The organism is Enterobacter sp. fkY84-1, from assembly GCF_052974705.1.
The window spans coordinates 4,474,857-4,495,714 of sequence record NZ_CP169393.1; the positions used below are offsets into that span (position 1 = coordinate 4,474,857).

17 protein-coding genes and 4 tRNA genes are annotated in these 20,858 nt (G+C 55.6%); 5 read left to right on the forward strand and 16 right to left on the reverse strand.

From position 1 onward, the window contains the following. Positions 1-109: 109 nt before the first annotated feature. The 5 genes from hemC (at position 110) to ACEPLT_RS21445 (ending at position 5,591) form a co-directional block, all read left to right on the forward strand. Positions 110-1,051: a hydroxymethylbilane synthase gene (hemC, locus tag ACEPLT_RS21425; protein ID WP_032635435.1), complete on the forward strand. Its 942-nt coding sequence runs from the start codon at positions 110-112 to the stop codon at positions 1,049-1,051. Continuing rightward, the gene (gene hemD, locus ACEPLT_RS21430) at positions 1,048-1,788 is read left to right on the forward strand and encodes a uroporphyrinogen-III synthase (protein ID WP_023345088.1); all 741 of its coding nucleotides are present in this window, start codon (positions 1,048-1,050) and stop codon (positions 1,786-1,788) included. The genes hemC and hemD overlap by 4 nt, the downstream gene beginning before the upstream one ends. A gap of 20 nt (positions 1,789-1,808) precedes the next feature. Beyond that, complete coding sequence (gene hemX, locus ACEPLT_RS21435) at positions 1,809-3,005, forward strand: uroporphyrinogen-III C-methyltransferase (protein ID WP_232929262.1); 1,197 nt, start codon at positions 1,809-1,811, stop codon at positions 3,003-3,005. Between the two features lie 2 nt (positions 3,006-3,007). Then, the gene (hemY, locus tag ACEPLT_RS21440) at positions 3,008-4,207 is read left to right on the forward strand and encodes a protoheme IX biogenesis protein HemY (RefSeq protein ID WP_232929263.1); all 1,200 of its coding nucleotides are present in this window, start codon (positions 3,008-3,010) and stop codon (positions 4,205-4,207) included. Positions 4,208-4,379: 172 nt separating this feature from the next. Continuing rightward, the gene (locus tag ACEPLT_RS21445; RefSeq protein WP_032675635.1) at positions 4,380-5,591 is read left to right on the forward strand and encodes an MFS transporter; all 1,212 of its coding nucleotides are present in this window, start codon (positions 4,380-4,382) and stop codon (positions 5,589-5,591) included. Positions 5,592-6,097: 506 nt separating this feature from the next. Here ACEPLT_RS21445 and ACEPLT_RS21450 read toward each other — a convergent pair. From ACEPLT_RS21450 to rho, 16 genes are all read right to left on the reverse strand, one after another. Then, positions 6,098-6,174 (reverse strand) — tRNA-Pro (locus ACEPLT_RS21450). Positions 6,175-6,219: 45 nt separating this feature from the next. Beyond that, positions 6,220-6,305 (reverse strand) — tRNA-Leu (locus ACEPLT_RS21455). A 21-nt stretch (positions 6,306-6,326) separates the two neighbouring features. Continuing rightward, positions 6,327-6,402, reverse strand: a tRNA-His gene (locus ACEPLT_RS21460). A gap of 67 nt (positions 6,403-6,469) precedes the next feature. Next, positions 6,470-6,546: transfer RNA gene (locus ACEPLT_RS21465), tRNA-Arg, on the reverse strand. 102 nt (positions 6,547-6,648) lie between these two features. Then, positions 6,649-8,034 (reverse strand): bifunctional threonine/serine APC transporter ThrP, encoded by a 1,386-nt coding sequence (thrP, locus tag ACEPLT_RS21470; protein ID WP_055321507.1) that lies wholly within the window; start codon positions 8,032-8,034, stop codon positions 6,649-6,651. A 197-nt stretch (positions 8,035-8,231) separates the two neighbouring features. Next, on the reverse strand, positions 8,232-8,972 hold the full coding sequence (gene wecG / locus ACEPLT_RS21475) for a lipopolysaccharide N-acetylmannosaminouronosyltransferase (RefSeq protein ID WP_232929265.1): 741 nt from the start codon (positions 8,970-8,972) through the stop codon (positions 8,232-8,234). A gap of 12 nt (positions 8,973-8,984) precedes the next feature. After that, positions 8,985-10,337 (reverse strand): ECA oligosaccharide polymerase, encoded by a 1,353-nt coding sequence (gene wzyE / locus ACEPLT_RS21480; RefSeq protein ID WP_232929267.1) that lies wholly within the window; start codon positions 10,335-10,337, stop codon positions 8,985-8,987. Beyond that, entirely contained in the window at positions 10,334-11,413 is a 1,080-nt protein-coding gene (locus ACEPLT_RS21485; RefSeq protein WP_008501557.1) for a TDP-N-acetylfucosamine:lipid II N-acetylfucosaminyltransferase, read from the reverse strand. The genes wzyE and ACEPLT_RS21485 overlap by 4 nt, the downstream gene beginning before the upstream one ends. Then, positions 11,410-12,660, reverse strand: a complete 1,251-nt coding sequence (wzxE, locus tag ACEPLT_RS21490; protein WP_008501558.1) for a lipid III flippase WzxE — start codon at positions 12,658-12,660, stop codon at positions 11,410-11,412. Before wzxE ends, ACEPLT_RS21485 begins: the two co-directional genes overlap by 4 nt. A gap of 1 nt (position 12,661) precedes the next feature. Beyond that, positions 12,662-13,792: a dTDP-4-amino-4,6-dideoxygalactose transaminase gene (rffA, locus tag ACEPLT_RS21495; RefSeq protein WP_232929268.1), complete on the reverse strand. Its 1,131-nt coding sequence runs from the start codon at positions 13,790-13,792 to the stop codon at positions 12,662-12,664. A gap of 4 nt (positions 13,793-13,796) precedes the next feature. Further along, on the reverse strand, positions 13,797-14,474 hold the full coding sequence (gene rffC / locus ACEPLT_RS21500; RefSeq protein WP_021242837.1) for a dTDP-4-amino-4,6-dideoxy-D-galactose acyltransferase: 678 nt from the start codon (positions 14,472-14,474) through the stop codon (positions 13,797-13,799). Further along, a complete protein-coding gene (gene wecC / locus ACEPLT_RS21505; RefSeq protein WP_232929270.1) occupies positions 14,471-15,733 on the reverse strand; it encodes a UDP-N-acetyl-D-mannosamine dehydrogenase in 1,263 nt (420 codons plus the stop codon). The genes rffC and wecC overlap by 4 nt, the downstream gene beginning before the upstream one ends. Beyond that, on the reverse strand, positions 15,730-16,860 hold the full coding sequence (gene wecB, locus ACEPLT_RS21510; RefSeq protein ID WP_023615519.1) for a non-hydrolyzing UDP-N-acetylglucosamine 2-epimerase: 1,131 nt from the start codon (positions 16,858-16,860) through the stop codon (positions 15,730-15,732). The genes wecC and wecB overlap by 4 nt, the downstream gene beginning before the upstream one ends. Before the next feature lie 56 nt (positions 16,861-16,916). Then, on the reverse strand, positions 16,917-17,963 hold the full coding sequence (wzzE, locus tag ACEPLT_RS21515) for an ECA polysaccharide chain length modulation protein (RefSeq protein WP_008501563.1): 1,047 nt from the start codon (positions 17,961-17,963) through the stop codon (positions 16,917-16,919). Between the two features lie 13 nt (positions 17,964-17,976). Next, positions 17,977-19,080: a UDP-N-acetylglucosamine--undecaprenyl-phosphate N-acetylglucosaminephosphotransferase gene (wecA, locus tag ACEPLT_RS21520; RefSeq protein WP_032654049.1), complete on the reverse strand. Its 1,104-nt coding sequence runs from the start codon at positions 19,078-19,080 to the stop codon at positions 17,977-17,979. A 242-nt stretch (positions 19,081-19,322) separates the two neighbouring features. Next, positions 19,323-20,582, reverse strand: coding sequence for a transcription termination factor Rho (gene rho / locus ACEPLT_RS21525; RefSeq protein ID WP_008501566.1), 1,260 nt, complete (start codon positions 20,580-20,582; stop codon positions 19,323-19,325). Positions 20,583-20,858: the final 276 nt, after the last annotated feature.

Consider the following 20,858-nt stretch of genomic DNA (forward strand, 5'->3'; position numbering starts at 1 on the left):
GCTGACGAATACGCCGCCTTGTCCCTCTCACTCTTCATCAACCGTAAAACTGCCATCCCAGAGTCAACAATGTTAGGATGGTTAGCGATTGATAATGACGGTAACAAGCATGTTAGACAATGTTTTGAGAATTGCCACACGCCAAAGCCCTCTCGCGCTCTGGCAGGCACATTATGTGAAGCAGCGCCTGGAAGCCTGCCACAGTGGATTGCGCGTCGAGCTGGTGCCGATGGTCACGCGCGGTGACGTGATCCTCGATACGCCGCTGGCGAAAGTGGGCGGCAAGGGCCTGTTTGTCAAAGAACTGGAACTGGCATTGCTTGAGAACCGCGCCGATATCGCCGTACATTCGATGAAAGATGTGCCCGTCGAGTTCCCGGAAGGGCTGGGGCTAGTGACCATCTGCGAGCGCGAAGACCCGCGCGATGCGTTTGTCTCTAACCGCTATGACTCGCTCGACGCGCTGCCAGCGGGTAGCGTGGTTGGTACGTCGAGTTTACGCCGTCAGTGTCAGCTGGCGGAGCGTCGTCCTGACCTGATCATCCGCTCGCTGCGCGGTAACGTCGGCACGCGTCTGGGCAAGCTGGATAACGGCGATTACGATGCCATTATCCTCGCCGTTGCCGGCCTGAAGCGTCTGGGGCTGGAAGAACGTATTCGCGTAGCGCTGCCGCCAGAGCTCTCACTGCCCGCTGTTGGCCAGGGTGCCGTCGGCATCGAGTGCCGTCTGGACGATGTGCGTACCCGCGAGCTGCTTGCCCCACTGAATCATGACGAAACCGCTACGCGCGTAAAAGCGGAGCGGGCGATGAATACCCGCCTCGAAGGCGGGTGCCAGGTGCCAATTGGCAGCTATGCTGAATTGACGAATGGCGAACTGTGGCTGCGCGCGCTGGTAGGCGCCCCGGACGGTTCGCAGATGGTGCGCGGCGAACGTCGCGGTAACGCGCAAGATGCCGAGCAGCTTGGCGTGTCGCTGGCGGAAGAGTTACTGGATAATGGCGCCCGCGAGATCCTGGCTGACGTATATAATGGAGAGCCCCCTGCATGAGTATTCTCGTCACCCGCCCTTCTCCCGCAGGAGAGCAGTTAGTGAGCCGTCTGCGCACACTGGGGCAGGTGGCCTGGAGTTTTCCGCTCATTGAATTCTCCCCCGGTCGCGAGCTCTCTGCGCTCGCCGACCAGATGAATACCCTTCAGGACGGTGACCTGCTGTTTGCGCTGTCGCAGCATGCCGTGGAATTTGCCCACGCACAGCTGCAGCAGCAGGACATGGCCTGGCCAACCGCCCCCGGCTATTTCGCGATTGGCCGCACAACGGCACTGGCGCTGCATACCGTAAGCGGCGCGGACGTTCGTTACCCGTTAGATCGGGAAATCACTGAAGTCTTGCTACAATTACCTGAATTACAAACTGTTGCCGGAAAGCGTGCGCTCATTTTGCGCGGCAATGGGGGGCGCGAGCTGCTGGGCGAAACGCTGCGTGAACGTGGTGCGAACGTGACGTTCGTTGAGTGCTATCAGCGCTGTGCAAAACACTACGATGGCGCGGAAGAGGCGATGCGCTGGCACGCGCGAGGCATCAATACACTGGTGGTCACCAGCGGTGAAATGTTACAACAGCTTTGGGCGCTGATACCGCTTTGGTATCGCGAAAACTGGTTACTCCGCTGTCGGCTTCTGGTCGTCAGTGAGCGTCTGGCGAACCAGGCCCGGGAACTGGGCTGGCAGGATATTCGGATCGCTGATAACGCCGACAACGATGCGCTGCTGCGCGCATTACAATAACTCTCAAATGGGAAGCCATAATGACGGAACACGACAAATCCTCCGCCGTGGTTGAAGAGACCAGGGAGACTGTGGAGACGACGCCACAGCCAGAGACGACTGAGAAAACCGCTGAGAAGAAAAACGGCAGCAACAAAACAAGCCTCACGCTGAGCGCGATTGCCATCGCCATTGCGCTGGCAGCGGGGGTTGGCCTGTACGGGCTGGTGAAGCAACAGAGCGCTAACCAGACGTCCACCAGCGATGCGCTGGTGAATCAGCTCACTGCCCTGCAAAAAGAGCAGGAGACGCAGAAAACCGAGCTGGAAGCCGTGATTAAGCAGCAGACCGCCGCGCTTGCCGAAGCGAACAGCAAACAGGAAGAGCTGACCAAACAGCTGGGTGAAGTACAGCAGAAAGTCGCCACGATTTCCGGCACCGATGCCAAAACCTGGCTGCTCTCGCAGGCTGACTTCCTGGTGAAGCTCGCCGGACGTAAGCTCTGGAGCGATCAGGACGTCACCACTGCCGCCGCGCTGCTGAAAAGCGCCGATGCGAGCCTGGCAGACATGAACGATCCAAGCCTCATCGCAGCTCGTCGCGCGATTACCGAAGACATCGCCAGCCTCTCCGCCGTTTCGCAGGTGGATTACGACGGCATTATCCTCAAGGTGAACCAGCTTTCGAATCAAATTGATAACCTGCAGCTGGCGGATAACAACGACGACGACTCCCCGATGGATTCCGACGGTACGGAGCTTTCCAGCTCGCTGAGCGAATGGCGCATAAACCTGCAGAAAAGCTGGCAGAACTTTATGGACAGCTTTATCACTATCCGCCGTCGCGACGAAACTGCCGTACCGCTGCTCGCGCCGAACCAGGACATCTATCTGCGCGAGAACATTCGTTCCCGCCTGCTGGTGGCGGCCCAGGCCGTGCCGCGTCATCAGGAAGAGACCTATAAACAGGCGCTGGATAACGTCTCAACGTGGGTACGCGCTTACTACAACACCGATGATGCGACGACCACCGCCTTCCTCGAAGACATTGATAAGCTGAGTCAGCAGAACATCACCATGAACGTGCCGGACAAGCTGACCAGCCAGCCGATTCTGGAGAAACTGATGCAGACGCGCGTGCGTAACCTGCTGGCGCAGCCGGGCGTGCCGGCTGAGCAGACGAGCGGAGCGGCACCTGCTCCGGCTCCTGCGCCTGAAAGCGCACCGCAGGGAGAGTAACGATGCTAAAAGTCCTCTTACTCTTTATCCTGCTGATCGCCGGGATCGTCCTGGGGCCTATGCTTGCGGGTCATCAGGGTTATGTCCTGATCCAGACCGATAACTACAACATTGAAACCAGCGTAACGGGTCTGACGATCATTCTGATCCTTGGCGTGGTGGTGCTGTTTGCGATCGAGTGGATCCTGCGCCGTATTTTCCGTACCGGTGCCCATACCCGCGGCTGGTTCGTTGGCCGTAAGCGCCGTCGCGCCCGTAAACAGACCAAGCAGGCGCTGCTTAAGCTCGCAGAGGGTGACTATCAGCAGGTTGAAAAGCTGATGTCGAAAAACGCCGACCATGCCGAACAGCCGGTGGTGAACTATCTGCTGGCGGCCGAAGCGGCGCAGCAGCGCGGTGATGAAGCCCGCGCTAATCAGCATCTGGAGCGAGCGGCTGAGCTGGCTCACGGCGACCCGATTCCGGTGGAAATCACGCGCGTTCGTCTGCAGCTGGCACGCAATGAGAATCACGCGGCTCGCCACGGCATCGACCGTCTGCTGGAAGTCGCGCCGCGTCATCCGGAAGTGCTGCGCCTTGCCGAGCAGGCCTATATTCGTACCGGCGCCTGGGGCTCACTGCTGGACATCATTCCGTCGATGGCGAAGGCCGAGGTGGGCGACGATGAACATCGTGATGAGCTTCAGCGTCTGGCGTGGATTGGCCTGATGGATCAGGCGCGCGCAGACCTGGGCAGCGACGGTCTGAAAACGTGGTGGAAGAATCAGAGCCGTAAAACGCGTCAGCAGGTTCCTCTGCAGGTGGCGATGGCGGAACACCTCATCGAGTGTGACGATCACGACACGGCTCAGGAGATCCTCCTCGACGGTCTGAAGCGTCAGTACGACGATCGTCTGGTGATGGTGATCCCGCGCCTGAAAACCAACAATCCTGAGCAAATCGAAAAAGTGCTGCGTCAGCAGATTAAAACCGTCGGCGATCGACCGCTGCTGTGGAGCACGCTCGGCCAGTCGTTGATGAAGCACGGCGAATGGCAGGAGGCGAGCCTCGCCTTCCGTGCAGCGCTGAAGCAGCGTCCGGACGCCTTCGACTACGCCTGGCTTGCCGATACGCTGGACAAGCAGCATAAGCCGGAAGAGGCCGCCGCCATGCGCCGTGACGGGCTGTTGCTGACCCTGCAAAACAACGGTACCCAGCAATAATCAAAAAGGAGGCCAGACGGCCTCCTTTTTTTATCGCCTTTCTGCTGCTACATTCTTTACACCTGCATCCGCAAACGAGCCCGCCAATGTAACGTTCTCTTTTCATTAACTTTTTCTCACACACGCGCACATTCTGCAGCGTGGATTAAATCGTTTTTGAAAGGAAATCGTCATGAACTCGCTTCTCTATGCGCTGATTGAAGCGCTGCGCTGCCACCGCTGGCTGCGCCTCCTTGCTTGTGCTTTTATCTTTTCTTCGCTGGGGAATGGCTTAACACAGGTCGTGGTCTTCGGCTTGCTGTTAGCATGGTCAGCCCCGCCCGCACTGCTCACCCTCGCTTTTCTTTTCGCTACGGTACCGGGGTTTATCGGGAGTACGATCGGCGAAAAGCTGTGCTCCCGATGTTCTCCGATCGCCCTGCTGATACTGACCGAGGCGCTGGGATTGCTCGCCCTGCTCTTTCCCCTCCTTGGTGTGGGTTATCACAGCGTTACCGCGTTACTCGCCGTGCAATCCACCGAAGCGCTGCTCAGCGGGATGAGCTGGCCCGCGCTGACGTTGCTCTTCAAGCGCGGTCTCAGCGAAGCGGAGCTGCCTGCTGCGACCTGTCTGGAAAATGTGATTTTTGCTTCTCAGGTTTTGCTGGGGACCGGCCTGGGCGTGATGCTGTTTCAGAAGATATCCGTATTTACCCTGCTGGCCATTGATGCCGCCAGCTTTCTCGGGTCACTGCTCATGCTATGGCTGGCTGGACGCCGGTTTTCTGCGCCATCACTCCCGTCCCTCGAGGAAGAGGAAGCCCCTGCGGCATTACGCTGGCGGACGTTGACCGTTCGGCAGAAACGCAGTCTGCTCATCCTGCCAGCGCTGGCGGCCGTCGGCTCGCCGGCCATGGCACTGCTTCCGGCACTGGCACAGCAAATCCATCCTCAGGATGCGGCGGGCCTTGCTCTGCCGCTGCTTTTCTCAAGGAGCCTGGGACAGCTTTGCGGCCCCATGTTGCTAAAAAAAGAGAGCCTGACGCGCTTTGCCGCTCGCACGCCACGCATCATCGTTTGTCTCGGCATCTTTCTGGCCGCTTATGGAATGCTGCCGTTGTTGTCCGGGTGGATGGCATGTGCGCTGGGGATGATCTTTATCGCGCATCTGGCTTCGAATGTTCTGTTCGCGGCCGGGACGTTTGGCGTTCTCAGTAGTTTTCATATTACGCAAACCGCTTCGGCCAGTGGTAAAGCCTGGCGCTGGCAAACGCTCAGCGCCTCTCTCTTCACCGGCATCGCAGCGGCAGTGGCTGCCGGGTTTGGCTCAGTAGCCGCACTCTATGCTGTCTCGTCAGCGGCCCTTGTGATGGTTGCCCTGATCGTGCGCCGGTACCGGGAATAAGGCATAAAAAAACGCCTGCTATAAAAGCAGGCGTTAAAACAGGTCTGTAAGACAACATATTTGGTGCTTCACTCAACGTTATGTCCATGGTGTCTGATGAGGCCGAAGCGACATCTGTCAGTGGACGATAAGCACCGTAAATGGCTCTGCGTCATTCCGGAGTTTATGAGGCACGAAGGCGAACATAAGAGATGGAATGAGCATCTACACGCATATTATTGCACGTAACGTGCCAACATGACACGCAGAACTTTTACATGACGCAACATTTTAAGATAAAAGGAAATTATGCTGTTAAGCGTCGTCTTAATCGCTACAACATATCGGTCAACGCAGAAATATGTCGCCAGGAGGAGACAGCAAAACCTATGGATAGTAAATATGTTTATTTTCAATGCATTATATGTCGCTGAATCGCGACAATGAAACAGGGCGCTGTCGGGGAATCACTACAGGGGTGAAAAGTGGCACAAAACAAAAAACCCCGCCGAAGCGGGGTTCAAAATTGGTCGGCGAGAGAGGATTCGAACCTCCGACCCACTGGTCCCAAACCAGTTGCGCTACCAAGCTGCGCTACTCGCCGATGTACTGCTTTTTGAATTTTTAGTTCAATTCATTTAAAAAGTCGTGGTGCGAGGGGGGGGACTCGAACCCCCACATCCTAAGGACACTAACACCTGAAGCTAGCGCGTCTACCAATTCCGCCACCTTCGCAATTCACAACTCTTTCAATAATGGGGTGGCTAATGGGATTCGAACCCACGACAACTGGAATCACAATCCAGGGCTCTACCAACTGAGCTATAGCCACCACTGTATTCTTTCACGCGGTACTGACTACTTCTCAGACCACCGCAGCTCTAGCGCCGGGACTAAAATGGCGCGCCCGACAGGATTCGAACCTGAGACCTCTGCCTCCGGAGGGCAGCGCTCTATCCAGCTGAGCTACGGGCGCTTAGCGCCGTTGCGGGGCTGGATATTACGTACCTCCGTCCCCGCTGTCTAGTGCTTTTTTGAAAAAAATGCGCGTTTGGTTATCGTTTGCACATTTTGCCGCTTATTCCTCCACTTTCTGCGTGGTGGCACGGCGACCGAGACCAAAAAGCTTATAGGCAGCCGTTACAGCGGCCAGGAAGATCATCCCGACAAACAGCGACATGCGGGTATCTTCATTAAAGTACATTCCGATTAATACGCAAATCAGGAACGCCATCGTTAAATAGTTCGCATACGGGAACAGAATTGAACGGAACGGATGGCTTTCAATCACCTTTTTATGCGCATGACGGAAACGCAGCTGGCTGATGAGGATAACAAACCACGGCACCATGCCCGGCAGGACGCTGGCGCTGTAGACGTAAACGAACACCCGCTGCGGATTGGGAATGATGTAATTCAGGCAAGAGCCAATCAGCAGGATCGCAATCGAAACCGCCACGCCCGCCACCGGCACGCCAGCACGTGACACTTTGCTCATCGCCGCAGGCAGCTGGTTATTCTTCGAGAGCGCATAGAGCATACGCCCACAGCTGTACATCCCGCTGTTACAGCCTGACAGCGCGGCCGTCAGGACCACAAAGTTGATGATGCCCGCCGCCGCCGTGATGCCAATTTTGGCAAAGGTTAAAACGAACGGGCTACCCGTCGTGCCAATTTCGTTCCACGGGAAGATGGTTACGATAACGAAGATCGCGCCCACATAGAAAATCAGGATGCGCCACAGCACTTTGCCCACCGCGCTACGCAGCGTGACCTGAGGATTTTTCGCTTCACCGGCAGTAATACCGATCAGCTCTACGCCCTGATACGAAGCCACAACGATACACAGCGCCGTCAGGAAACCCTTCCAGCCGCCGGCAAAGAAGCCGCCGTTTTCGGTCAGGTTACCGAAACCGATAGCGTGTCCACCGTTGCCAAAGCCGAAGAAAATCACGCCCAGGCCGACAACAATCATCACGATGATGGTGGTGACTTTAATCATCGCGAACCAGAACTCGATCTCACCATAAAGACGCACGGCGGCCAGGTTTGCCAGCGCCACCAGCCCCACGGCAATAAGCGCGGGTATCCACTGGGCCATGTCCGGGAACCAGAACTGGACGTAGACCCCTATCGCGGTGATCTCGGAGATGCCCACCGCCATCCACATGAACCAGTATGACCAGGCTGTCAGGTAGCCGAAAAAGGGGCTCATATACCGGTGCGCGTAAACGGCGAAGGAGCCGGTTACCGGCTCCAGGAAGAGCATTTCGCCCATGGAACGCATGATGAAGAAAACAAACAGCCCGGCAATAATGTACGCCAGTAATACGGAAGGGCCTGCCCACTTGAGCGTGCTGGCGGAGCCCATAAACAGGCCCACGCCGATAGTGCCGCCCAGCGCTATCAGTTCAATATGACGAGCTTCCAGCCCACGCTGTAGCTCCTGTTTTTTCTCTGCCATAGATCCTCGATTGTGTTTGCTGTTTCCCGACTTAAGACCGGGTATTGTTTTTTAGGGGGACTAAAATACGGAGCGAATGGTTTCTTAAAATGTGCCAAATGGCAAACGATGCATAAAAAAAATGAATGCATTGCACAGATTATCAGCAGTTTTGCAGGCGAGTTGCAGCGCGAATAGCATATCGCGCTACATTTTGATTACATTTTCCCGGTGTAATGCCAGGCGAGGTAGCGAAGCAGACGGATCTGTCGTTTAATGCGTGTCGGTTGCGATAGCAGGCGATACAGCCACTCCAGCCCCAGATGTTGCCAGACCGCTGGCGCACGCTTGACGTGGCCGGTAAAGACGTCATATGTGCCGCCAACGCCCATGTAGAGGGCATCCGGGCAGACCAGACGACAGTCACGCATCAGGATCTCCTGGCGCGGGGACCCCATCGCCACGGTGACAATCTTCGCCCCGCTGTCACGAACGCGCTCAAACAGCGCCTGCCGATCTTCCGGTTTGAAGTAACCATCCTGGCTGCCGACAATATTAACATTCCATTGACGACGCAGTTTCTCTTCCGTCTGGGCCAGTATCTCCGGCTTCCCGCCAATCAGGAACACGGGCGTTCCCTGCGCGCCTGCACGGGCCATAAGCTGCTCCCAGAGATCGGCACCCGCCACGCGGGAAACATTAGCGTCAGGATACTTTTTACGGATAGAGCGAACCACGCTGATCCCGTCCGCGTATTTAAATTCGGCCGCGTCTATCAGGCTTTTGACTTCCGCGTTATCCTCAACCGCCAGCATCTTTTCCGCGTTGATGGCCACCAGCGTACCGGATTTCATCTGGTCGTCGGCGAACAGAAAATCCAGCGCGTGCTGCATGTCGCGCCAGCCAATCAGCTGCAGACCACGTAGCGCATAGCGCGGTGCAGAAATTCTATCAGTCATTACTATCCTTACTCAGACTTGAGACAGCGTTGTGCTGCCCTGCCGCTCGCGCTTGTGCACAAGCCCGGCGCTGTCAAACAGCCAGTACAACAGTTTGGCCAGTAACAGGCAGATGCCGAAAACGACCATGAAGAACACCACGCGCGAAACGAACGAGTCCAGACCTTCGCGCGCCAGAACGATCATATTGAAAATGGCACCAAAGCAGAAACTGTGCAAAATGGCCGCTTTATAGCGGTTGGTCTCTTCATTGCCACGCAGGTAAAGCCAGTCGAACCACTTGATAATCAGCCCCACGGCAACCGCTCCGGGGAGAATGAACCATGCCCCGCCCATCACCACCAGGGAACCGAGCAGCGTGGGTGAAATTGCCAGACCGGAATGGTTGTTCAGCACTTCCCAGGTGAAGTAATTCGCCGTATTCAGCACCACGCCAGGACGGTCCGGCCATAGCCAGGAAGGGATAAAGACGTAGAAGTCGCGAACAATCGGCGCCAGCCCCTGGAAATCAATCCTGTCATAATTTTGCAGCAGCAGTGCCAGGTTTTCCCATGGCGAGAACGTATCGCGCGTGAGGTAAAGGAACGTGTAAAACGCCTCATCACCCGCCACGTTCATCCCGTAGCGCTTCAGCGCCAGCCAGAACATCCCCACAATGCCAAACACGCCTGCTGCAACCAGCATCCAGAGCGAGATCCAGCCGCGAATAATGCCGATAAACAGGAAAATCGCGAAGGCGATGATGATGTTCGCGCGCGTACCGCCCACAATCATGTAGGTCAGGATGCCAAATGCGACGGTACTGACCAGGAAGAACAGCCACGCTTTGCTGTCCTGGCGCAGGAAGAAGATCACCAGCATCGCCGGGATGAAGAAGTAGAAGAAACGCTTAAGCGCCACGCCCGAGACTTCTGCCGAAAAAATCTGGCTGTAGGAGTGGAGTTTAAAAAGCAGGAAGCCGTTATGCATGAAGAAGATGCCAACGCTGACCAGGGCGATAGTCATCAGCATCACCCATGTCAGGTGGGTTTCCACCCGATTCATGGTAAAGAGCGCCCGGCGTGGGGCAGCTGTCTGCGCTGAACGCAGACGCGTTTTATAGGTGACGTAGTAAACCGCATAGAAGCAGGTCGCCGCCAGAAGCGCCTGTAGCAGAATGTCCGGCGGCGCGACGCTCACGTCAAAACGGAAGACCAGTATGCTGGTCAACGGGAAGCCGAAAAAGAACGTTAGCAGAAACAGTAACGAGAAGAAGACGTTAAAGTTGAAGCGCACGCGGCGGAATTCAAACCAGGTGAGCGTGGCGATAAACAGGCTGCTCAGAAGCCAGACAACCAGTAAGCCGCTGAATTGCAACTGACTCATGCTTTGTCTCCTGCAGCGATACGCAGCGCGCGGTGCCACGGCGTGAGATAATTCGGGCTGAAAAAATCGATGCTGTTTTTATCCACCAGCGTGAGCTGACGTTGAGCTTCACGTACCACCTCGACATTCAGCGTGTCTGAGGTAAACAGCACCGGAATATGCTGCTCGGCCATGTCCTGCCAGAACGGGTTGTCGCGGTTGAGCACGCACGGTACACCTGCCTGAATCAGCAGGCACAGCGTGCCAATCCCCTGCTGCCGGGCAAAGATGAAATAACCGAGATCGCATTTTCTCAGCAGCGCAAGATAGTCATCAAATTCCAGCTTATCGCTGAGGATGTGCAGATTTTCAGCGCTAAACAGCGCCAGCCCCTGCTGACGAACCTCGTCGATATAGGCGCTGTTGTTGGCGGGATAGCCCATCGGCACCACCACGTTCACCGTGTCGCCAAACTGCTGATGCACCGCCCTGAGCGCCGCGACATGTTCGTTACTGCGATCGCCGGAATTCCCCACCAGAATCGTCAGCTTGCCTTCTCGCACCGCGTCATTCGCCATGGCATTCAGCGCCGGATCCATGCGGGTGGGGAAATAGAGCAACTCGCCGCGCACGTTCGGGTGCTGTTTAGCAAAATAGTTGAGATCGCCGCGGGTAGCAAAAACGCAGCCTACGCGCCCCTGAGCCATGCGGCGCAGGGGATAAAAAAGACGGAATTTCCAGCCGCGGGAGACTTCATAAAGATCGGCTCCCCAGATATGCCAGCTGCACTGGGAGGGTTTAATCCCTCCGCTGAGAAGCGCCAGCCACAGGCCGGTATTGAACTGCCCGTGGAAAAAGAAACGTTGCTTACGATCCGCTTTGGCTTTGGCAACCACCGCCTTCGCCAGTGAGGCCTTATCCGGCCAGAAGCGAATCGTCAGTGCCGGAAACGCCTCGCTCAGGCCCTTATCCTGACCTGCAACCATAAACTCACGCGCATCAGGATCTCCCGATGCCAGCTCGTCGTTGAAGAACCGCAAAACGGTCTGGTTATGGTGTGGGATATCCGATCCCAGGATGTGAATCAGTGCAGTCATGCGCGTTTACGCCACAATAAAAATACACCGCAACAGGCGGCGAAATAAACGATATAGGTTGCCATGTAGGCCTGAGCCGCCCCCAGCGCACCGTGCGTCGGTATCAGCCAGTGTGAAAATGCCGTCAGTAAAACAAACTGGCTAATTTCCGCCAGGATATAGAGCCGAAGGGACGCTTTCGCGATCACCAGATAGCCGAAAACGTAAGCCCCCACTTTCAGTACATCACCCACCAGCTGCCAGGCAAAGAGATCGCGCATGGCGGTGAACTTCGCCGAGAACAGCAGCCAGATGGCGACATCGCGCAATAACCAGACGGTAAAGCTGGCAGCCGCGACGGCCGGCAATACAAAGCGCAGCGATCGGAAAATCTCGCGCGTTATGTCCTGTCTGGACGTCAGACGCGACAGGGTTGGCAGCAGGTAAACGCTAAAGGAAGCCGTAATAAACTGAAGATAGGCATCGGAAATACTGCTTACGCCCTGCCAGATCCCGACCTCATCCCAGCTATAGTGCGCCGCCAGCAGGTTTCGCATCATCACGTAGGCCACCGGCAGCGTGACGGAGGTGATGAGCGCCATCAGGGTAAATTTACCCAGTTGGCTGGCAAGCATCGAGTCCCATTGCGGTTTCAGGTAGCTCAGCGGAATGACGCCCCGACGCATCAGCATAAATGCCGCAGGCACAACCACCAGCGCCGGAACCAGCGCCAGCCCCAGCAGTGCGCCTTCATAGCCACCCAGGCGATAGCAGAAATAATAGGCAATCACGCCGATAACGCTGCCCAGGATCAACGCAAGCGCGTTCCCGGCAGCATCACGAAACCCTTTCATCAGCGCCAGCAGCAGGTTAGCCCAGGCAATCCCCATCTGAACCAATGCGACCAGACGCACCAGCCCCTGATAGTGGGTGTGACCGAATAATCCCTGGCTGATGGGCGCCGCCGCCAGCAGAAAGATAATCGCCATCAGGGTCGAAAAACCCGTGACCATCGCCGAGGAGGTGCCCACCACCCTGCGGAGCTGGGCCGCATCATCATGATACTGCGCAACGTATTTGGTGACGCCGTTGAAGATACCGGCACCGGCCAGCACGCCAAGGACGGTGACAAGCTGACGGAAATTACCCGCCAGCCCCACTCCTGACGGGCCAAATGAGACGGCCAGGAGCTTGACGACCAACAGCCCGGCCCCAATTTTTACAAGCGTGGACGCGGCGGTCCACACCGATGCTTTTGCCAGAGACATATCAGCCGAAATAACTCAGGAGGGTATTAATCACCGTACGCTGGTTAACTGGCGCGAGGTTGTAGAACAGTGGCAGACGAAGCAACCGCTCACTTTCTTTGGTGGTGTAACGGTCTTCACCCGCGAACGTTCCAAACGCTTCGCCCGCCGGACTGGAGTGCAGCGGGATATAGTGGAACACCGCCATAATTTCGGCTTCTTTCAGCCAGGCGATGAGCTCGCTGCGGTCGTCGTTATCGCGCAGCTTGATATAGAACATGTGCGCGTTGTGGACGCAATCCGCCGGAATCGTTGGCAGCGCAATACGCCCGGCTTTTGCCAGAGGTTCCAGCGCATCGTAATAGGTTTGCCACAGGGAGAGACGCTGCAGGTTGATGCGATCCGCGGCTTCCAGCTGCGCCCACAGGTACGCGGCCTGCAGATCCGCCATCAGATAGCTGGAGCCAATATCGCGCCAGGTGTATTTGTCTACCTGGCCGCGGAAGAACTGGCTGCGGTTGGTGCCTTTTTCGCGGATCACTTCCGCACGCTCCACGAGCGCCCGGTCGTTAATCAGCGTCGCGCCACCCTCTCCACCTGCCGTGTAGTTTTTGGTTTCGTGGAAGCTAAAGCAGCCGATGTGGCCGATGGTGCCCAGTGCGCGTCCCTTGTAGGTCGACATCACGCCCTGCGCGGCATCTTCCACCACAAACAGGTTATGTTTTTTGGCGATGGCCATGATGGTGTCCATTTCACAGGCCACACCTGCGTAGTGAACCGGCACGATCGCGCGCGTTTTGTCGGTGATCGCCGCTTCAATCAGCGTCTCATCAATGTTCATGGTATCCGGGCGGATATCCACAAAGACGATTTTCGCCCCGCGCAGGACAAACGCATTCGCCGTGGAAACGAAGGTGTAGCTCGGCATGATCACTTCATCGCCGGGCTGGATATCCAGCAGCAGTGCGGCCATTTCCAGCGATGCCGTACAGGATGGGGTCAGCAGTACTTTGGCGCTGCGAAAACGCTGTTCCATCCACTGCTGACAGCGACGGGTGAAACCGCCGTCACCGCAGAGTTTGCCGCTGCCCATGGCAGACTGCATATAGTCGAGTTCCGTTCCGAGGACGGGTGGTGCGTTAAATGGAATCATCTTGTCACCTGTATAACCAGTAGGCGGTGGCGTCGATGTTGGCACCACTCGCAATATAACGTTTAAGCGCGGCGGTGTTGCCCACCTGGGTCGCCACCCGCAGCGTCTCAACCTGCTGCTGCTGCGCCCAGTGCAGCGCCGCCTGCATAAGTTTCTCACCCATGCCGCGCCCGGCTAATAAGCCAATACGCGCCTCGCGCACGTTGAGCTTGCGAAGCGAGACGAACCCCTGGAGTTGACCGTCCCCTGCGCGGAAAACCAGGCAGACGTGGTCAAAGGTGCCTTTAACCGCATTCTCTATCCACTGGGCATAGAAACGGCCGCTATCGTCAGGTGCGTACCAGGGCGTACGAAAGCGGCTCTGCGCAAACGCCTGAGCCGCCATCTGACGCAGCACGGGAATATCCTGTTCGGTTGCGATTTCAGCGCCGGGTGCATCATGCCGGGTGAGGGTTATGGAAAGGTCTGCCTCACCTTCCACCAGCTGAAAACCGCGTTGCTGGAGCGCATCAAGCAGGTCGGTACGGTCCGCCGGGATCTTCGCCTGAATCCGTTGCCAGGCGATGAAATCCGATTCAGCCAGTACCGGCGCATCATCGCGCAGACGCACAATGGCCGACGGCAGGCCGAAAAAGGCACTCTCCCACTGCAGGGGCTCAAGTACCCCGTTCAGGCTGTTCAACGCCAGACACCTTTGGTATCAACGACATACTTCTGACGCACCGCATCACCGGACGTCGCTTTAAACGCTTGATGATCCACCAGCAGCACCAGCACGTCCGCCGTCGCCAGCGCCTCATCCAGCGCAGCCAGCGTGCAGTGCCCCGCCAGTTTTGCCGGCAACTCATGGATATTCGGCTCAACCACCAGCGTTTCACCCTTGTGCCATTCGGCAATCATCTGAGCAATTTCCATTGCCGGGCTTTCACGCAGATCGTCAATGTTGGGTTTGAATGCCAGACCAAAGCAGGCAATTTTCAGCTCGCTGGCGCGCTTTCCGCTCTCTGCCAGACAATCCGCTACCGTGGTTTTGACCTGATTGAGCACCCAGTGAGGTTTGCTGTCGTTCACTTCACGCGCGGTGCGAATCAGGCGCGCCTGCGCCGGATTCTGAGCCACAATAAACCACGGATCGACGGCGATGCAGTGTCCACCCACGCCCGGGCCTGGCTGGAGAATGTTTACACGCGGATGGCGATTCGCCAGGCTAATCAACTCCCAGACGTTAATCCCCTGATCGGCGCAAATCAGCGACAGTTCGTTCGCAAAGGCGATATTAACGTCACGGAAGCTGTTTTCCGTCAGCTTGCACATCTCGGCGGTGCGGGAGTTTGTCACCACACACTCGCCTTCCAGGAAAATCTTGTACAGCGCGCTGGCGCGCTCGGAACAGACGGGCGTCATACCGCCAATAACGCGGTCGTTTTTAATCAGTTCGACCATGACCTGGCCCGGGAGGACGCGCTCCGGACAGTAGGCAATGTTGATATCCGCCTGCTCCCCCGCCTGTTGCGGGAAGCTTAAATCAGGGCGCGCGTCGGCCAGCCACTGCGCCATCTGCTCGGTAGCACCGACCGGAGAGGTTGATTCCAGGATCACCAGCGCCCCTTTCTTCAGCACAGGGGCAATGGACTTTGCCGCCGCCTCGACGTAGACCATGTCGGGCTCATGGTCGCCTTTAAAGGGCGTTGGAACGGCAATCAGGTAAGCATCCGCTTCAACGGGCGTGGTACTGGCGCGCAGGAAGCCGCCCTCCACCGCCTCTTTCACCACGCGGTCAAGATCGGGCTCGACAATATGAATCTCGCCACGGTTAATGGTTTCCACCGCACGGGCGTTGATATCCACACCGACAACCTGTTTCTGACGAGAGGCAAACGCCGCCGCGGTGGGCAAGCCAATGTAGCCAAGACCAATGACAGAGAGGGTAGTAAAACTCATAGCGATACCTGATTGTGTTTAAGTGCATGCAAAATACGGCCACAAGCCTGCCCGTCCCCATACGGATTATGGGCCCGGCTCATCGCCTGATACGTTTCGTCGTCATGCAGAAGGCGCGTGACCTCTTCGACGATGAGTTCCGCGTTGGTGCCGACCAGACGCACCGTACCGGCTTTGACCGCTTCCGGACGTTCGGTGGTTTCACGCATCACCAGCACCGGCTTGCCAAGAGAAGGCGCTTCTTCCTGAATGCCGCCGGAATCGGTAAGGATCAGCCAGGCATGGTTCATCAGCCAGACAAACGGCAGATAGTCCTGAGGTTCAATCAGAAGGACATTCTCGATATGACCCAGGATGCGGTTAACCGGCTCGCTGACGTTAGGATTGAGATGGACCGGATAGACAATCTGCACGTCGTCGTTCTGCGCCGCGATTTCAGCCAGCGCGTGACAGATTTGCTCAAAACCCCGGCCAAAGCTTTCGCGACGGTGGCCGGTGACCAGAATGGTTTTTTTGCCGTTGTGCAGGAATGGATAGCGGGCAGCGAGTTCGTTCTTAAGCTCGTGGTTTGCCAGGACCCGGTCACGTACCCAAATTAACGCATCGATGACCGTATTGCCGGTCACAAAGATTTTGTTATCGGCGATATTTTCACGCAGCAGGTTCTGACGCGAGTTTTCCGTAGGCGCAAAGTGATACATCGCCAGGTGGCCCGTTAGCGTGCGGTTGGCCTCCTCCGGCCACGGCGAATAAAGATTGCCGGTACGCAGACCCGCCTCAACATGCCCCACGGGAATTCGCTGGTAAAACGCGGCCAGGCTGGTCGCCACGGTAGTGGTGGTGTCGCCGTGTACCAGCACCACGTCAGGCTTGAATGACTCCAGGATAGGCTTCAGCTCTTGCAGAATGCGACAGGTTATCTCCGTCAATCCTTGCCCCGGTTTCATAATATTGAGGTCGTAATCCGGGACGATGGAAAAGAGCGTTAACACCTGATCGAGCATCTCACGGTGCTGGGCCGTGACGCACACTTTCGCTTCAATATCAGGATCGCTGGCCAGCGCATGAACCAGAGGTGCCATCTTAATGGCCTCCGGCCTGGTGCCAAATACGGTTAGTACTTTCACATCGATTCTCTTCGATTAGGCGATGAAGGCCGCAGCCTTCATCGTAGACGGCATTCTTAGTTTGTGCGACGACGCGTTAACGCCACGCCAGCGCCCGTCAGTGCGCCTACAATCCCCCACATGATCATCAGGAATGCACGACGCGGACTATCGCGTTTTACAGGTTCTTCAGGCGTTCGCAAATAACGATAGGTCTGAAAACGCGGGTCCAGAGATGGACCGACATTAAGCGTATTGAGCATCGCGCGATTTTGATCGTAATCGAGGTCAAAATCAGGACCGACGGCCTGAAGGTTTTCCAGACGTGCCTGCAACATGGGGCGGCCAAGGAGGAACATCTCTGAATCAGGCAGTTCATCAGCCGGTACGTCCGTCTCAGTACGGGAAATATTGTGCTGTTCCGCAATTTTCAGCGCCTGCTCAATATTGTGTACACGGCGAGCGAAAATCGCTTTAGCCACCTCTTCCTGACGTTTCACCTGCGCTTTCATCTGGATGGTGCGAGCCGACCAGGCGCCTTTAAGCTCTTCGTTAAGATGGCTTGCGGCACGCTGGCTGGCAAACGCGACATACTGACGCAGCAGGTTGTTGGCGTCCGGCGCGGTTTCTGCAATCAGCTTGACGCTGTCATTCACATTACGCAGCGCGTCGCCCGGCATAAATTGAATATTGTTAATCAGATCGTCCAGCAGAGCGGCATCGGCTTTGGTGTTATCAACCCGACGCTGCTTGTAGTAATCCGTCTGGGACCAGAAGTCGCGGCGCGTATCCCACGAAGCCAGTTGCATCACAAACTCTTTATAGGCCTCATCCATAACGGAGACCTGATCCGGCGTGGCGAGGTTAGCTTTGATATCCAGGTTTCGCAGGAATTGCTGTTGGGAATAGAACCCCCCAAGCATGTTAACCGTTGGTTTGTCAGTGATTGCCGTGGCGCTCCACTCTTGTTTTGCAAAGAACGTATAGGCCAGCGCTAACAGTGCAAACCCCAGCGCGATCCCCGCAATCCAAAGTTTGCCTGCCCATAACACGCGAAACAAACCCCGAATATCCAGTTCATTCTCAGTTACCACTGATTTCGCTCCCGCCAACGGTTGAGTCATCATAGTCCCGGTTTTACTTAGTTAATGTTGTGTTTTTGCCACTGTTACGACGCATCCTGCGTTTAATACGTTTAATGAACCGCGCTACTTTCCATGCGCGCTTAATGCAGTAGCCGTACAGGAAAAATGCGAGCAAGAACAATGCCAACATAACCCACTCAGGAATAATATGAGAATATTCTGCAGCCACACCAATCGCGGCCAAAATAGCGGCGGCCAGTGTAATAAGCACAAACGCCTGACGGGACGTAAAACCCGCACGCATGATGAGATGATGAATGTGTTGGCGGTCGGGAGAGAAAGGACTCATCCCTTTGCGCAGGCGGCGATACATAATCGCCACCATATCCATTAATGGAATGGCAATAATCCACAGCGCTGTTACAGGACTTATCGGATGGGTTTGACCCTGCGTAGTTTCAAGCAGGATCCAGATAACCGTAAAACCAATCAGCGTACTGCCTGCGTCTCCCATAAAGACTTTATAGCGACGACCCAGCACACCGAGGTTTAAGAGGATATAAGGCAGAATGGCAGCAATCATGGCAAAACACCACATTGCCAGGCTGTACTGACCATCAAACCATAAAATAATGCCGATAGCGGCGAACGAGACGGATGACAATCCACCGAGCAGGCCGTCAATGCCATCCACCATGTTGAAAGCATTGATTGCTGCCCAGACAGCAAAGAGTGTCAGGAAGAAGCCAAATGGCCCCAGGACTAACTCCCAGGGGCCAAAGACATACCCGAGGCTTCTCAGATACAGTCCGCCCACAACCATCATCACCACGCCAATAGCCGCCTGAACGGTAGCACGTATTTTCACCGCGATATCAAACCGGTCATCAAGAGCCCCGACTAACACCAGGACACCGGCGCAGGCGACATAAAGGGCGGCATGAGGGATATAATAATCGGCGATCCCAAACGTGAAGCAAATCCCTGCGTAAACAGAAATCCCGCCGACTAAAGGAATAAGTCCCTGATGGCGTTTACGAAAATTTGGCTTATCCACTAACCCTATTCGTTTTGCCACCTTGCGTGCGATGAACAAAAAACAGGTTGTGAATAAAAAAATACTGATCAATTCAGTAACGGCGGTGAATAGATTCACAATGGATTGCTCTCAACAAATGTTAGTCCCGGAAGTATAACCATGAAGCCATTACCTCAGAAGTAATAAAGATGGCTTCTTACAACTCCCTTTGTATATTTTTCAAACAATTATTACTTTGACTGTGCAAACGGTCTTATTGTCGCACCTACACATCAAAATTGTGAGTAGGTGGTACTAGCGTATAGTCCATAAAAGAAAAACGCCACGTAAAAACGTGGCGTTCGCTGGCTTTATTTGCGTTACGAGCGTTTCATCATGTCGAAGAAATCGTCGTTGGTTTTGGTCATCGCCAGTTTGTTAATGAGGAACTCCATCGCGTCGATTTCACCCATTGGATGGATGATTTTGCGCAGGATCCACATTTTCTGCAGCTCTTCCTGGGTGGTGAGCAGCTCTTCTTTACGGGTACCGGAACGGTTGTAGTCGATTGCCGGGAAGACGCGTTTTTCAGCGATCTTACGAGAGAGGTGCAGTTCCATGTTGCCTGTCCCTTTAAACTCTTCGTAAATCACTTCGTCCATCTTGGAGCCGGTATCGATCAGCGCCGTCGCGATGATGGTCAGGCTGCCGCCCTCTTCGACGTTACGTGCAGCACCGAAGAAACGTTTTGGACGATGCAGGGCGTTAGCATCCACACCACCGGTCAGGACTTTACCAGACGCCGGGACCACGGTGTTGTAGGCACGCGCCAGACGGGTGATGGAGTCGAGCAGGATGATCACGTCTTTCTTGTGCTCAACCAGGCGTTTTGCCTTCTCGATAACCATTTCCGCAACCTGAACGTGGCGAGATGCTGGCTCGTCGAAGGTAGAAGCAACCACTTCACCTTTAACCAGACGCTGCATCTCGGTCACTTCTTCCGGACGTTCGTCAATCAGCAGCACCATCAGCACACAGTCAGGGTGGTTGTAAGCAATGCTCTGCGCGATGTTCTGCAGCAGCATGGTTTTACCCGCTTTTGGCGGCGCCACAATCAGACCACGCTGACCACGACCGATTGGTGAGGCCAGATCCAGAACGCGCGCGGTTAAGTCTTCGGTAGAACCGTTACCACGCTCCATACGCAGGCGAGAGTTCGCGTGCAGCGGCGTTAAGTTCTCAAAGAGGATCTTATTGCGCGAGTTTTCTGGCTTATCGAAGTTAACTTCATTGACTTTCAACAGCGCAAAGTAGCGTTCACCCTCTTTAGGAGGACGAATCTTACCTGAAATGGTGTCACCAGTGCGGAGGTTGAAACGGCGGATTTGGCTGGGGGATACGTAGATGTCGTCAGGGCCGGCGAGGTAGGAGCTGTCTGCAGAGCGGAGGAAACCAAATCCGTCTTGCAATATCTCCAGCACACCGTCGCCAAAGATATCTTCGCCACTCTTAGCGTGCTGCTTCAGGATGGCGAAAATGATGTCCTGCTTGCGCATACGAGCCTGGTTTTCCAGCCCCATATTTTCGCCGAGAGTGATCAGCTCAGAAACCGGCGTATTCTTTAATTCGGTAAGATTCATAATGGTGTGGGTTCTTAAACTCGGGGTGATTCTCGAACTTAATGTTGTGAATGGTATGGCAGGGTCATCCATGCCTGTTTAGCGGCCATCAACTCATGTCTGTTCGCTGTCTGGTCACAGGGAAAGAACGCAGAACTGAAACGACAAGACGGATTGAGTGACAAGCCCGGAATTTAGCCACTTCACGCACTGTTCATGTTAACAACGGGAAGTATCGGGTAAAACAAGATTCAAACAACAAGATATGTTTAAAACGAAGTCATAGCTAACTTAGCA

What these genes read in the sequence shown, in the direction of transcription:
- hemC (WP_032635435.1), top strand. Translation starts at nt 110, where the DNA reads ATGTTAGACAATGTTTTGAGAATTGCCACACGCCAAAGCCCTCTCGCG.
- hemD (WP_023345088.1), top strand. Translation starts at nt 1,048, where the DNA reads ATGAGTATTCTCGTCACCCGCCCTTCTCCCGCAGGAGAGCAGTTAGTG.
- hemX (WP_232929262.1), top strand. Translation starts at nt 1,809, where the DNA reads ATGACGGAACACGACAAATCCTCCGCCGTGGTTGAAGAGACCAGGGAG.
- hemY (WP_232929263.1), top strand. Translation starts at nt 3,008, where the DNA reads ATGCTAAAAGTCCTCTTACTCTTTATCCTGCTGATCGCCGGGATCGTC.
- ACEPLT_RS21445 (WP_032675635.1), top strand. Translation starts at nt 4,380, where the DNA reads ATGAACTCGCTTCTCTATGCGCTGATTGAAGCGCTGCGCTGCCACCGC.
- thrP (WP_055321507.1), bottom strand. Translation starts at nt 8,034, where the DNA reads ATGGCAGAGAAAAAACAGGAGCTACAGCGTGGGCTGGAAGCTCGTCAT.
- wecG (WP_232929265.1), bottom strand. Translation starts at nt 8,972, where the DNA reads ATGACTGATAGAATTTCTGCACCGCGCTATGCGCTACGTGGTCTGCAG.
- wzyE (WP_232929267.1), bottom strand. Translation starts at nt 10,337, where the DNA reads ATGAGTCAGTTGCAATTCAGCGGCTTACTGGTTGTCTGGCTTCTGAGC.
- ACEPLT_RS21485 (WP_008501557.1), bottom strand. Translation starts at nt 11,413, where the DNA reads ATGACTGCACTGATTCACATCCTGGGATCGGATATCCCACACCATAAC.
- wzxE (WP_008501558.1), bottom strand. Translation starts at nt 12,660, where the DNA reads ATGTCTCTGGCAAAAGCATCGGTGTGGACCGCCGCGTCCACGCTTGTA.
- rffA (WP_232929268.1), bottom strand. Translation starts at nt 13,792, where the DNA reads ATGATTCCATTTAACGCACCACCCGTCCTCGGAACGGAACTCGACTAT.
- wecC (WP_232929270.1), bottom strand. Translation starts at nt 15,733, where the DNA reads ATGAGTTTTACTACCCTCTCTGTCATTGGTCTTGGCTACATTGGCTTG.
- wzzE (WP_008501563.1), bottom strand. Translation starts at nt 17,963, where the DNA reads ATGACTCAACCGTTGGCGGGAGCGAAATCAGTGGTAACTGAGAATGAA.
- rho (WP_008501566.1), bottom strand. Translation starts at nt 20,582, where the DNA reads ATGAATCTTACCGAATTAAAGAATACGCCGGTTTCTGAGCTGATCACT.